The organism is Caldithrix sp., assembly GCF_056497305.1.
The window spans coordinates 1-13869 of the sequence record NZ_JBSMDE010000023.1 but is presented as its reverse complement, the minus strand read 5'-3'; the positions used below and the strand labels follow the sequence as shown (position 1 = coordinate 13869).

At 44.9% G+C, this 13869-nt stretch carries 12 protein-coding genes; 2 read left to right on the top strand and 10 right to left on the bottom strand.

Annotated features, from left to right (window positions below):
• Positions 1–4: 4 nt before the first annotated feature.
• The 5 genes from ACWB0I_RS02170 to ACWB0I_RS02150 form a co-directional block, all read right to left on the bottom strand.
• Positions 5–646, bottom strand: a complete 642-nt coding sequence (locus ACWB0I_RS02170; RefSeq protein ID WP_479386391.1) for an SPOR domain-containing protein — start codon at positions 644–646, stop codon at positions 5–7.
• On the bottom strand, positions 643–999 hold the full coding sequence (locus ACWB0I_RS02165; protein ID WP_479386390.1) for a LapA family protein: 357 nt from the start codon (positions 997–999) through the stop codon (positions 643–645). Before ACWB0I_RS02165 ends, ACWB0I_RS02170 begins: the two co-directional genes overlap by 4 nt.
• A gap of 177 nt (positions 1000–1176) precedes the next feature.
• A complete protein-coding gene (locus ACWB0I_RS02160; RefSeq protein ID WP_479386389.1) occupies positions 1177–2589 on the bottom strand; it encodes a VanZ family protein in 1413 nt (470 codons plus the stop codon).
• A gap of 82 nt (positions 2590–2671) precedes the next feature.
• Positions 2672–3217: a hypothetical protein gene (locus ACWB0I_RS02155; RefSeq protein ID WP_479386388.1), complete on the bottom strand. Its 546-nt coding sequence runs from the start codon at positions 3215–3217 to the stop codon at positions 2672–2674.
• Entirely contained in the window at positions 3210–4277 is a 1068-nt protein-coding gene (locus ACWB0I_RS02150) for an N-acetylmuramoyl-L-alanine amidase (RefSeq protein ID WP_479386387.1), read from the bottom strand. Before ACWB0I_RS02150 ends, ACWB0I_RS02155 begins: the two co-directional genes overlap by 8 nt.
• Positions 4278–4626: 349 nt before the next feature.
• Here ACWB0I_RS02150 and ACWB0I_RS02145 point away from each other — a divergent pair, with 349 nt between their 5' ends.
• A complete protein-coding gene (locus tag ACWB0I_RS02145; protein WP_479386386.1) occupies positions 4627–4764 on the top strand; it encodes a hypothetical protein in 138 nt (45 codons plus the stop codon).
• Between the two features lie 123 nt (positions 4765–4887).
• Here ACWB0I_RS02145 and ACWB0I_RS02140 read toward each other — a convergent pair whose 3' ends face one another.
• Both ACWB0I_RS02140 and ACWB0I_RS02135 read right to left on the bottom strand, forming a co-directional pair.
• Complete coding sequence (locus tag ACWB0I_RS02140) at positions 4888–5481, bottom strand: hypothetical protein (protein ID WP_479386385.1); 594 nt, start codon at positions 5479–5481, stop codon at positions 4888–4890.
• A gap of 307 nt (positions 5482–5788) precedes the next feature.
• Positions 5789–7342, bottom strand: coding sequence for a sigma-54-dependent Fis family transcriptional regulator (locus tag ACWB0I_RS02135; protein WP_479386384.1), 1554 nt, complete (start codon positions 7340–7342; stop codon positions 5789–5791).
• Between the two features lie 438 nt (positions 7343–7780).
• Between ACWB0I_RS02135 and ACWB0I_RS02130 the strand changes: the two genes are divergently transcribed.
• Positions 7781–9967, top strand: coding sequence for a glutamine synthetase III family protein (locus tag ACWB0I_RS02130; protein WP_479386383.1), 2187 nt, complete (start codon positions 7781–7783; stop codon positions 9965–9967).
• Between the two features lie 707 nt (positions 9968–10674).
• Here the strand turns inward: ACWB0I_RS02130 and ACWB0I_RS02125 are convergent.
• The 3 genes from ACWB0I_RS02125 to ACWB0I_RS02115 all read right to left on the bottom strand — a co-directional run bounded on the left by ACWB0I_RS02125 (position 10675) and on the right by ACWB0I_RS02115 (position 13392).
• Entirely contained in the window at positions 10675–10905 is a 231-nt protein-coding gene (locus ACWB0I_RS02125) for a hypothetical protein (protein WP_479386382.1), read from the bottom strand.
• Between the two features lie 159 nt (positions 10906–11064).
• Positions 11065–11916, bottom strand: coding sequence for a metallophosphoesterase family protein (locus ACWB0I_RS02120; RefSeq protein ID WP_479386381.1), 852 nt, complete (start codon positions 11914–11916; stop codon positions 11065–11067).
• A gap of 369 nt (positions 11917–12285) precedes the next feature.
• Positions 12286–13392 carry a hypothetical protein gene (locus ACWB0I_RS02115; protein ID WP_479386380.1) on the bottom strand — a complete coding sequence of 369 codons (1107 nt, stop codon included), beginning with the start codon at positions 13390–13392 and terminating at the stop codon, positions 12286–12288.
• Positions 13393–13869 lie beyond the last annotated feature (477 nt).

Below are 13869 nucleotides of genomic sequence, written 5' to 3'. Positions count from 1 at the left end.
CTCCCTATTCTTTAATAATACGGTAATTAAATTTTAATTGATTTTTTATCTGTCTGGCTATTTGTTCAGTATCGGCCAGGGTGGATCGACCCTTTACCCAAACACAATAATAATCTCGATTATTAATTTTGCGTATCTTAATAATACTTTTTATGCCATTTTTTTCGAGGGTCTCCTGCCGCTTTCTGGCATTGCTTCCGCTGCTAAAGGCGCCCAACTGTATCCAGTAAATCGTTTCCTGGGGTTCCTCCATTGAGCTCTGGCCTGCTTCAGAAATGGTCTCTAAAAACCGGGCGTACGATTCGGCCTGTTGATACAGGCCGCGGGCAAAATAATATTCATAGCACTTTTTGGCAGCAGCTTTTTTTAACCAGCCGTCAGCTCTCCTGAAAATTAACCGGTAATTTTGAATGGCTCTGGCGCCGTCTTTTTCGAATAGCGAACTAAAAAAGAGAAACTCAAGCTGCTGTTTTTGCTGATCACTGACCTTTGTTAAAGCCGTACGTATTTGTTCATATTGTCCATGTCGGTAATTAACATAAAGATTGGTCCAATTGACCTGAGCCAGTAAACCATTTGAACTGAATAAAAGTAAAATGACAACGCAGCACCATTGAAATTGTTTTTTGCCTACCAATGTAATCATATCTGCAAACCGCTGTTGGGATCCTCTTGATTTAAATCTTTTTTAGATCGTTCAATTTCCAGCTCTTTTTCTCTAACGGTATTTTGCAAATCTTCAACCTTCTGGGACAATTTTTTGACCTCTTTTTTTAAGGCAGAAGCGCCGGCTTTGGTCTTGATGACCTGCCAGGTCATTAAAATGGCTCCTAGCAACAGTCCCAACATGGTTGAGATGAAAATGACCGTAACCAGATTGATATGTTCAAAAGTGCGGCCAAAAACATCAATGGTCACGTTTTGATCCAGATTTTCCGCAAAGAACCACAGTAAAGCAGCGCCTATTAAAATCCAGAAAAAAGTTAAAATGATTTTCATATTCGTAAACCCTGATGTTTTAATTGCGTTCTGGCTAAAATAAACATATTCACAGAAAAATACAATACTTAACATTCTTTTAATTCTGCAAAGCCCCATTGAAGAGGGAATGGCGCCTCATGTTACGGTGAGTAAAATGGATTGTTTTTTGCGGCTAATGCAACGACACACGGAAAGTCAATTACCCTGTTGTAACGATTTTACAAACTCGGATGGTTGGTAGTCCAGCATGTAGTTATCATGGTAATAACGAAATAAATAGACGCCTAAGATAGCGCCAAAAGTCATAAAAATGACATCCGTAATGTCGCCTGTCCGCGTGGGCAAAAACAACTGACTGATTTCGATGATGGAAGAGATGATCAGGCCTACTCCGAGGGCCACTCTACCAGCCAGAAACAATCTGCCCCGGGCATTGAATTGGTAAGCGATTATGAAACCCAAAGGCATAAGCCAGAAAAACGATTCCAGTAAATCGTAAATATTCCAAAGTGAAGTAACCTTGTAGTAGGCGTAAAATGGCACCAGATAACGGATTTTCCAGTTAAGACCGATCACATCGGGATGCAAACTGAAATTAAAAGGGCTTAATCCTTTGTAAAAGATGTAGATTAGATAAAACACGATTGGTAGCCTAAAGTGGTCAAGTACAATCTGCTTGCCATTGTTAAACCAACTATTACGCTTGGTTAGTAAAAAGAGAAGGGCTCCGCTCCAGGCCCCCAGGTAACCGCTGAGGATGTCATTCACATCGCTAAAACGCGACTTAATAAAAAATTGCGTCATCTCCAGAAGAGGAAAATAGATCAGCAACAAAGCAAGGACCAATCCCCTGCCGAACCATTGTTTTTTCCAGTATTGATAATAGGCGTACATCACCAGGTAACCGTAAATGACATAAAAAAGCATGTTGCCCACAAAATCAATTTCCGAAAAGGAAAACCGTTCCAGGTGCTTCACATGCGCCCCTACAAGCTGCCCTAATGGTTTGAAACCAAACGGTTGAATATTGGTGTAAGCAATGGCCTTCTTAAGATCAGAAACTGTAATGGTCACATTGAAGGGTAACATGGAGGCAAAAAACTGCACCAATAAAATCAAAAGCAGGATGAGCGTTATCGGTTCATTTTGTAAGATGTGGTGCAAAATCTGTTTAAAGCGGTCTTCCAGGCGCCTGAAATAAACCCTGGCAAACAGCACACCCAAAAAGGTTCCGCTGGTATTGGTTATTAAATCGGTAACCGATGGCGTACGGTAACGAAACCCGATCTGCAAAATTTCAATGCTTAAACTGAGTAAAAAACCCAGAACAACTACAAAATAAACATGCACGGTGCGCTTAAGGTGAATAAAGTACAGCGCCACAAAAAATCCAAAAGGCACAAACAAGATCACATTGCCTACCAGATCGGTTAAAGGATTGAGCTTACCTTTGGCGATGAAAGGTATTAATTCTACACGGCTTAAATTACGGACAATCTTCCACCACTCAAGGTAGGGTTTGAAAGGGATTAGAGTATTGTAAACAATAAAAAGCACCGTTAAAATGCTCAGTATTTTTAAATTCTGTATTGTTCTATTGTCATCCATGATCACGCTCTGGCCTGTTTATTTCCTGAATTTTCGGTCAATTTTAAGGAATGCATAAAAATAATTTGTGTTCCCGATCAATTTATTTTTGTAGCTGAGCAAAAAGTTTTTTCAGCTTACGTTTTTCCTGGACAATGCGAAAGAAAGAATGCACCGGTTCAACCCCTGCCCCGATGAGCAGCCCACTTAACAGCACGCCCAGCAAGGGATTTTTCGGTAGAACATTCATGCTTTTGAGGACATTGAGGCTGAGAAAAAAAGCCAGCCCAATGCCCAGCCCAAAGCCCAACAATTGCATCATAAAAGAAATGGTGTAGCGCTGGATGTTTTGCATTAGTCGCTGATCATCAAAATCAAGGCCCAGATTATCCAGTTTTCGGGCCGCCATTCTGTACAAAGTGTTAAAGAGGCCTGTAAAAAATTGCCACTTCTGGTTTAAAAAGATTAATAAGAGTTTAAAATACTCTAGAATGCGGTTCAATATGGTGGCAAACAGAAGCAGCAAAAAATAGACCTGAATCAGGTCTAAGGTGTAAAAAGGCGCTGAGTTCTGGCCGTCCTGAGCCAGCACAAAGGATATGCCGGTAAAAAACACAAACAGCGTTATTTTGGGAACAGAGTTAAACATAGATATACCGTTGTTTTTTAAATCGTTGAATATCTTTTAAAATATCTTCGTCCTGTTGCCATGTTTTGATCAATTGCGTGGACTTGGCTACAAGGCGTTCCATAGGAAAATTTTCTCCGGGACAAACAATTCTGCCCCGGCGCACTTCACTATGTCGAATGACATTCTTTTCTTCAATATTGTAAAGTATGCGCCACAAGGCCAGCAGCCTGGCCCCAGCTTCGATCTGTTCTTCTGATGGTTTGTTCTTGCCTCTCACCCGATTGTGGAAATTGCCCACGAAACAGAGTCCCAGAGAATTGGCATTGCTCACTCTGGGGCCTTTCGCCACATGCCAGCCAATGGAATCCCAGCGGCAATAATTGTGAATTACGCCATCGTAGGTAATGACAGCGTGAAAAGAAGGATCAAGCCGATAGGTGCCACGCACATTGCGGCGTTCCTGTTTTTCCTTTTTGACCACGTCTTCAAATGAAGCCTGAATCGTGGTTCCTGAATGGTGAATGACCACATAGCCTGGATTAGATTTACGCAATCCGTGTCCAGGCTGGTCCGGATACAAACCGCCTTCGTAAACAATGCCTATTTTGTGGCCGGGACGTTGATCCGAAATTGAGCTTTGTTTCTTAATCTGTTTCAGTTTGATGCTGTTTTCCAGTTCAAGCTGGTTTTTATGGCCTTTAAGAAAATTAATTAACTGATGAATGGGCTCACTGCCGCCCGAGATGAAAATGCCGGAAAGAATGATATCCCAGGGTTGTACCTGGTTTGTGGCTATGAGTTTTAGCTCTTTTAAAAGACCAAGATTGGAAAAATAACAGATGGCTGTGCCGATGATGATGCCCACCGTTTGCACAATCAAGACTTTCTTTAAAGTGCGGTTAGTCTGTTCTGACTCCTCTAAAGGAATATCCGCCAGGCGTAATAATTGATTCCTTTTGCCCAGGGAAATCCCGACAAAAGTGAGCCCTTTATCCAGGAATTCTATGATGCGTTCCAACAATAAGGAGGCTGTTAAAAATTTGAGAAGAACAGAAATGTACAAATCGATTTCACTCATTAATAGCTTTCCCTTACATCTGAATCCGAAGCGCAATTTCAGAGCTAATTTAATAAAAGAAAAGCAATAAACAAAACAGAGATTGTAAGACAGCTCAGCGGAGGCCATTTTTGGACCACAAAGAAAGTACAATGGAAGCAATGCGTAACTGTAGTATGGCGCTCTATTTTCAATAACGAATTAAAAATGACGAATTATTTTGTGGAGGAGGAAGTTGTAACCAGGCGGCGAAGGTCCGTGTCGGTATGTTATTCTGAGAATCCCTTTCACTTGCAGACAATTCGCAAGCGCAACGTAACTCGAGCTTCAGCTCAAGACTTGCCTTAGCACCTACACAAATGTTGTTCTCATGCAAGCGAAAACTCCGATTCCCGAGGACAGGCCAGTCTGGCAGCACCAGCCTGACAGGCCCGCCAGTCTGGCAAGGCGCAGCCTGACAGGTCTGGCCACCGGACAGGCCCGTCTGGACGGCCATCCAGCCGGTTGAAGCAAAGCGGAAATCCCGATCTTCGGGGACAGGCCATTCAACAATTAAACAATTTTATTTTCTCACATAGCACAAAAATTTTCGCATCCCGCCGTGCGGGATAGATTTTCTGATGGAAGTATTCTAAAAATCGAGGTATTTTACCAGGTCTTCGCGATTTGTCAAATGCACCAGCCAGCCTTTATAAACCATTTCAGCAATGGCCGCTTTCATCGTTTGGATGTCAATCTGATGGCGATGGCAAAAATGCCAGATGTCTGTGGAGGCTACGCTAATCTCCAACAGAAAGCGTTCTTCAAGCGTAAGCTGTTCGTCAAGCTCGACTTTTAACATTAGTTCATTTTGCAGGTACTCCATGCCTTTTGGCTTTATGTGGCGCACGGAAAACCAATAATTCGGTTGATCCACCAGATCACAAATGGGAAACGAAGGGGTCTCACGAATGAATTCCCGCAGAAAATCGATACTGACCAGGTAAGTTTCATCGTCCTCTTCCTGCCACAAATCGTCCCAAACCTGGCGATCTTTTTCCTTAAGCCATTCAAAAAAAGCGATTTCGCTCTGGGGTAATTTGACCAGCGTATTCCCTCTAAAGTGTTCGATTATGCTTTCGATCTCATCAGGGCGCAACTGTTGCAGCTCGCTTTCACTAAACTGCAGGTATCGCTTTTTTGATTTTTGTATTTCTTTCTTTTTAATATATGATTTTAGATCCATGACTTTTCATCCTTTTCCTTATCAATGTCGAAATTTAATAAAAGCGGACGGGCTGTACAAAATTTAAATGGTGTTACAGAACAGAAAACCTGGCCTTAAAATCAGGATACGCAGTAGCCGTTTTCTTACTCTCTTTTACTCGGTCAAAGCCATGCGCAAACGGTTAAAGAGCATTAAATTCTACCTGGTGATTTAATCAGCAAATATGAAAGGCAAGCTTTCACTCCCCTGGTAGCCTGCAACGAAATCATCCGTTTACTTTCAACTCCATAACGACGGAAATGGTTTTACAGTAGTTAACTCCGGCTCATCCCCTAAACCGTTTGGTATCCACCCCATATTTTTTGATCTTATAATTCAGGATGCGTTCGGTGCTATCCAGCAGGCGGGCCGCTTTGGCCACAATACCCCGGCTGGCCTTTAAGGCATCGACGATCAATTCTTTTTCATAATTTTCTACAGCCGCTTTCAAAGAGAGTCGTGGCAGCGTATTGCTGCTCTCCGCAGTCTGCAATGTAGGCGGCAGGTGGTAGCCATGAATAACCTGATCTTCACATACCAGTACGGCTCGTTCAATGCAGTTTTCCAGCTCCCGCACATTACCCGGCCAATGGTAGCGCATCAACATGTCGATGGCTGGTGTGGAAATTCTGCGGATGGCCTTGCCGTGCTTGCGGTTGTACTTCAGCAAGAAATGATCGGCCAGTAATAAGATATCAGTCTTCCTCTCCCGTAATGGGGGCAAAAAAATGGTGAACACATTCAGACGATAGTAGAGGTCTTCACGGAAGGCCCCCGTTTCCATCTTCTTTTCCAGATTAGCATTGGTGGCCGCAATGATGCGTACATCGACTTTGAGGGTTTCATTGCCCCCTACGCGTTCAAATTCCTGTTCCTGTAGCACACGCAGTAACTTGACCTGGGTCATGGGACTCAGTTCGCCGATTTCATCGAGAAAAATAGTTCCGCCATTGGCAATTTCAAACTTTCCCTTTTTACGAGCCACAGCGCCGGTAAATGCCCCTTTTTCATGGCCAAAAAATTCCGATTCGATCAAAGTCTCCGGAATGGCCCCACAATTTACGCGAACAAAAGGTTTGTGAGAACGCAGGGAATTGTAATGAATGGCTCGGGCTATCAACTCTTTTCCCGTGCCGCTCTCCCCTCTTATCAACACGGTTGTGTCGGCGCGGGCCACCTGCGATACCTTTTCGAAAACTTCTTGCATGCCGTGACTGTTGCCAATAATGTTACTTAAATTGAATTCATTTCGTAGCTGAGTATCAAGCCGCACCTTTTCATTGAGTAAATCCTTGCGCTCATTTTGTAAAATTTTGGACAGGCGAATCGGTTGCACCAGAGCCGAGGCTACCAATTTGTAGAATTTGAGCGTGGTGTTTAGATCCCGCGAAGCGCTGTAGCTGATTAAAACATTCAACACACCCAAAAGTTGATAATCACTAATGATGGGCACTCCCAGGTAACTCAGCTCCCGATCCTTTTTGGGTTGCCATCCCTTTAAACGATTTAAAAACAGAGGCTCTTTACTCACCCGGGGAACGACAATGGGCGATTTGGTATCGGCCACCTTGCCCGTTAACCCTTCACCAAACTGATAAACCACACGCTCTGGATTGACGTCGTAACCGATGTGCGCCTCCATCCGTAGCACAGGAGCGCTGTCATCCACCAACAAAACGGCTCCGGCTTTGATTCTTGAGCGTTTGAACAGAATATTCAAAGTCGCGTTCATTGAATCGGTTAAATTCAGTGACCGGCTGACCGTTTGATTGATCTCCTCAAGCACGGACAATTTACGGAGCAGGGTATCGTGCTGTTTTTTGAGATGGTTCTGACTCATATTTTTTCCTACATTTTTGTATTATTTTGCATTTCTAACTACATTCTTGTATTTTTTGATCGCCGACCTTTTGCAACAGACAGGCAAAAGAGGCGCTTAAAACCGACTTTGTTTTTTACGGTCTTTCGGTCAAAAGGGTCTTGTTTGGGTTTTGAACTCCTACCCAACAAAAAGCGATTTATTTCCCTTAATTCCCAACCGTTTTATCGACCTCAATCCCATTTTAATTACATTTTTGTAAGATTACAAATTTTTTACTACATTTTTGAAGTTTTTTTCCTTCGCCCTGTCTACGCACGCTCCTCCCCATATCGCCGTAATCTGTTATTATTTAAATAGTTACTAACAATTTTGCTCTCCTGTTGATTCCTGGCATGATTTATGCAAAAATAAATCCAAACTATTAAATGGTTAAACCAATTACAAGGAGCGTTCATAATGAGCACTATTCGTAAACAAATTTCTGTTGAATTGACCACCCCTTCATCTAAAACGTACGAGAAGTTGCCTCCCTTTCAGTTTGGCGAAAACACGTTTAACGATCAGGTGATGCGCGAAAAATTGCCAAAAGATGTGTACAAAAAATTAATTAAAACCATTAAAGCCGGTGAAAAGCTGGATTTAAGTATTGCCAATAGCGTAGCCCATGCCATGAAAGAGTGGGCTATCAGCAAAGGCGTTACGCATTTCACGCACTGGTTTCAACCTCAAACCGGTTTAACAGCCGAAAAACACGATTCTTTTTTTGAAATCGAATCGGATGGCCAGGTCATTGAGCGCTTCAAGGGCGATCAGCTGGTACAGGGCGAGCCAGACGCTTCCTCTTTTCCCAGTGGCGGCATGCGCGCTACGTTTGAGGCTCGCGGCTATACCATGTGGGACCCTTCCAGTCCGGCTTTTATTATGGAAGGACCAAACGGCGGCGGCATCCTCTGTATTCCCTCTGTTTTTATCAGTTACAATGGCGAGGCGCTGGACAAAAAAACGCCTCTGCTGCGTTCCATGGAAGCGATTAATCGCTCCGGGCTCTCTCTTCTTAAGCTTTTTGGCAACAAAACGGCCCAGCGCGTGCTGCCTACCGTGGGCACAGAGCAGGAGTATTTCCTGATCGACAAACGCTTTTACAATCAGCGCCCCGATCTGCGCATTGCCGGAAGAACACTGTTGGGGGCTGAACCGCCCAAGGGCCAGCAGATGGAAGACCACTATTTTGGTTCGATTAAAGAACGTGTTTTAGCCTTCATGCAAGATACAGAAAATGAATTGTATCGCCTGGGCGTTCCGGCTAAGACCAGGCACAACGAAGTGGCCCCTCATCAGTTTGAAATTGCCCCCATCTTTGCTGAACTCAACGTGGGCGCCGACCGCAATCAGCTAATCATGGAGGTTTTAAAACGAACGGCCGAACGCCACGGGCTGGCTCTGCTGTTACATGAAAAACCGTTCAGTGGCATCAATGGCAGCGGTAAACACAACAACTGGTCGCTTTCTGATTCAGAGGGCCACAATTTGCTTGATCCCGGCAAAACACCCGAAGAAAATCTGCAATTTCTGGTCTTTTTGGTCGCCGTGCTGAAGGCCGTTAACGATTATGGCGATCTGCTACGCGCTGCCATCGCCTCCGCAAGCAACGACCATCGTTTAGGGGCCAACGAAGCGCCCCCGGCTATCATGTCGGTTTTCCTGGGCAAACGTCTGACCGAAATTTTAGAAGACATCAAGGCCGGTAAAGAGATCAAGCGCACCGAAGAGTTCATCATCGACCTGGGCATCAGCAAACTGCCCTCCATCTTGAGGGACAACACAGACCGTAACCGCACCTCTCCTTTTGCTTTCACAGGAAACAAGTTTGAATTTCGCGCTGTGGGTTCCTCGGCTTCCATTTCCATGCCCAACACTTTTTTAAGCGCTGCGGTAGCCGATTCCATTGACATTATTGTTAAAGAAATTCAAAAGGAACTGGGAAAAGGCACCGAATTCAAGGCAGCTGTTTTAAATGTACTGCGCAAGTTCATCATCGAAACAGAACGCATCCGCTTTGAAGGCAACAACTACAGTAAAGAGTGGCAAAAAGAGGCCGAAAAGCGCGGCCTGCCTAACATTCGTAGAACCGCACATGCGCTGGCAGCTTTTATTGATCCCAAAAATGTGGCCATGTTGGAAAGGCAAAAGGTCTTTTCCCGCGAAGAACTCGAGGCGCGTTACCACATCAAACTGGAACAATACGTCAAAACCCTGGATATTGAAGCCGATACGCTCTGCGATTTGATTCGTACACAGGTGATTCCGGCTGCCCTTACATATCAGACCCAATTGGCTACCGCGCTTAGGGAAGCCCACGCCGTAGCCAGTGTTACCAATGGCTTAAACCTGGAACCTATTATCGAAAGTCTGTCCCGGGTGAATGCGGCCCTTTCAGCCCTGCAGGAAGAATGTAAAAAGCTGGAGGCATTGATGAAGGAAGGGCTGAGCATTGAAAACATCGAAAAGCAAGCCCGCTTTTTTGCCGATCATATTGTGGATCAGATCGAAAAGACCAGACAGCCGGCCGACCAGCTGGAGGGCTTAATCCCCGATGAACTATGGCCATTGCCCAAATATTCTGAAATGCTGTTCATGCTTTAAGCAAAGCCATTCACTAAAAGGCGGAACCCGGCTTCCGCCTTTTTTTTAATCCGCATCAGACAGTTTTTTTTAGCGTTTTGAATTTTTCCTTAGGCCCGTTTGCAACTGAAATTGTTTGTAATACCTTCAGCAAATCGATCTTTTATTGGCCTGCCCTCTTTGCCCACTATCTGACAATCGGTTAAGAGGTTGAATCTCAATGATCATTGAAGGGGATACTTCTTTTCTCATTGCAGCAACACGGAAGTTTTCAGGGATTTGTGGTAACAGGATTTTAACATGGGCCTGGGCAGGCAAGCTCTTTAAAATGGAGACCAGTTTGGGCTGAGAAGGCAGGTGTTCAAATTTAAATTGAAACATGGTACGTGTGGGCAGCGATTTAAACCGTACGCGAACGTCTCCTTGTTGTTCGACGGTAAGTACACAATATCCCTTTGTTTCCAGACGTTCGGCAAAGGAGGTGCGTTAAGTCGATCCGCTAAAAACAATTTTGTCGCCAGTCGGTGTTTGCAAAATTTGGTAACGAAGCAAATGTCCGGCCAGAGTGAGTGGAATGGCGGCCGGGATGTCGTGCGGATTAATGGCATCACTCCGCTTTCCAAACTAAAAATGGTGAAGGCCCACTTCCGCCTTCAAAGGTCTGATGCAGGCATAGAATTCGGATATCGGCCTGTTCTTTTTGCCAGTTTGTTCCATACAATTTTGTTTTAAACCTGGATCGGATGTTTAGCCGAACAAATATCTTTTGGCAAAGAGAAAGGTTCCTGGGCGCTCACAAACGAACAATCGGGCATGACGTTCAAACACAGGAAACGCTTAAAATAAGAACGTTTATGATTTCCGGGCACGACGTGAACCAGGCCCCCTTTTTTCGCTATTTCAATGATGGGCGAAAAGGCTTTGTGTATTAGCCAATCCGCAACTTTGCTGCGGTACAACAAATCGCCGCCAGGTGCACTTCCCTGTTCATGGCTGTTTTGAGGGCTTTCAGATAATTATTCCAGAAATCATCGCCGCGCCGCGGACGTTTAATTCTTGGATGCAAAGGCCAGTCCAGCCAATGTGCGTATCAGAAAGAAAAAGGATTTTAATTTTACTCATGATGCATGATCAGGCCAGATGCACTTCAGGCCCTGTTCAATACCCCGCACGGTACCGCGTCGTCGTTCTTCCGGATAGCCCAGACAATGCGACACATATCGAACGCCTTCGATCATTCGGTCGCGATTAATATGCTGGTGCCCATAGACGTGGATTTCAGAGCCAAACTGGCGTAATTTCTGTTCGATCAATGTGGAACCAGCCACCTGACTGAAATTGAACTGTGGATGGCGGTCATACTTTTTCAAGCGCTCTCCGTCCAGCTGGTAGTTTTTGGAAAACATGGTCTCCTGGCGGGGCAAAAAATGGCTGAACGTGATTATGACCTGGGCCTCAGCCATAGCCGGCAGCCAGGAATTTAATTCCACAAAATATTCAACAGGTTTAAAGTTATGGTCAGGCCACCTGACAAAATGGTAATCGCTCCACAAACGGTTCACAGGTTCCTCGCCGGGTTTGGGCAAATAGAGCGTGCCTATCTCTTCGCGGGAGTGGTACCATGAAAATAGGGGAATAATCCCAATTTTTTGCGTTTCATTGTCCAACAAAAAAGGTTCAAATTGGATATCAGCATCCCGACAAAATTCAAGAATAGCCTCAAATTTTTGCAATGAATGGCTGAAGGCCGTGTCCCGAATCCACAGATCGTGGTTACCGGGCACAAAGAACAGGTGTTTAAATTTACGTCGCAGGTCTTTTAAAACCGTTTGAAAACGATTAAAATGATGCGTCACATCGCCGGCCAGAATAAGCGCATCTTCCCGGTAATCCAAGGCAGAAATTTGATCGACCCAATGTTGATTTTCTTTGAAATCAACGTGAATATCCGAAAGAATCCAAATACGCATGCCTTAAAATAAAGGGCAGCAGAAAACAAATCAACTCAATTTTTAGAAAGACACAAGATTGAAAACCGCTCAGCGTAGGCAATTTTTGAACGACAAAAAGGGCTCAATGAACGTAATAGCAACTGTAATGTGACGCTCCATCTTCAATTACGAATTATAAGTTATTTTGTGAAGCGGCAAGTTGTGTCTGACAGGCGATAGGCCGTGCCCACGTTTCATTCTGATCCCGATTCATCGGGAAGAAGGAGCCCTTACACCGGCAGGCTAAATTGCCCCCTCTTCTCGATTTTCGGGAGAGGGGATGAGGGAGAAGGACTAAAACCTTGAATCCCCTCACTCCCAAAAAGTTTTAAAGCACCTATTACGATGTTACAGGTTCAAATTGAACAGTGGCAGAACTCGTAACCAGGCAGGATTATTTCCGGCGTAATTCAAAAGTCCCAACTGCACACCGTGTAAGGTTTGAGCATAATTGAACAGGCCCAGGGCAATCCCGGTGTGAACTCCTTTATTCCAGTTCACAGCAGACACACTCAATCCTTTGAACGCACCATCCTGAGGAATTTTAATCGCCGCCGAAGCCAGGGCCAGGCCGCTTACGCGTTTTCCGCCCATAAAAAGACCGGCCATACTGAGGCCTTCAATTTGTGTAGCGCCGAGGGCGATTCCAGCTACATTCAACCAGCGCAGTTTTTCGCCGGCCCCCAATCCGATGCCGGCCAGACTCACGCCCTCAATGCTCTTCCCGGCGCCGACTCCAAAGAGAGCGGCCTGAAATCCGTACATATTTTTACCGGCGCCTACGCCAAAGCCGGCTATGTTCATGCCTTTGACATTCTCACCGGCGCCCACACCAAATCCTGCAATGTGCAGACCAATTAGATTTTTCCCGGCCCCGGTGCCAAAGCCTGTCAGCGTAACGCCGCTTAGCGTCTCCCCTGCTCCAATCCCGAAAGCGGCCAGTCCAAGGCCGGAGAATGTCTTTCCGGCGCCCAGGCCAAATCCTGCCAGTGCAATACCCTGTAAGTCCTGCCCGGCAGCCAGGCCAAAACCGGCTACGGAAAGCCCTGTGATACTGGTTCCGCTACCCAGCCCTAATCCGCCAAAATTAAGACCGACCATGCTCCCGCCAGATCCACTACCAATCAAGCCCAGGTTTACACCAACCATCTTTTTTTCTGCAGAAACGCCCAGCAAGCCTGCCTGCACGCCGTACAGTTCGCCGGCCTGGGGCATAATGAATCCCAATGAAAGGCCCTTCACCACTGCCTGCTCGTTTTGTTTAGCTTTCCACAAAGTGATGTTAATGCCGTTGATTTTTTTAACCTGTTGATCGCTAAAGTTAATGCGCAGTCCGGTAAAATTTTTGGAATTGCCGATACTCAGACCAAAATGAGTGCTGGGAAAATCGATGGATTGTGCGTTGACTAACCAGGGCAGGTAAAACACAACCAAAAAGAAGAACCATTTTTTCATCGTGAAATCCTCCAATCTATTTGCGTATTTTCTCCACAGGTACGAAAATGGTGAGCAAAAGTTACCAAAAACAGGATGGCATTAGAATACTTCCTTCAAAACTTATCATCCCGCTTAGCGGGATGCGAAAATTTTTGTGCTGCATTCTTACTAAGCTCTCCCAAAAATTAAAGTAGATGAACATTTAAAAATCAATCTTTACATTGTAAAGATTATAACTCCCCCTTCCCTTTTTTAAAGGGAACAGGGCCGGGAGGATGGGTTTTAAAACAAAAGCTCGCCATAAATGCTTCGCCCGTACAAAGTCGCGGACTGAAGTACGAGTTACATTGCTCTTTCGAAGGGTCTGCCAATGTAAGGGATTCTCAGAATGACATGCCGGCACGGTTCCTCACCGCCTGGGCATAAGTTGCCCCTTCGCAAATTAATTCGTAATTCGTAATTTTTAATTTTTAATTTAAAAATACTTCCCTGTGC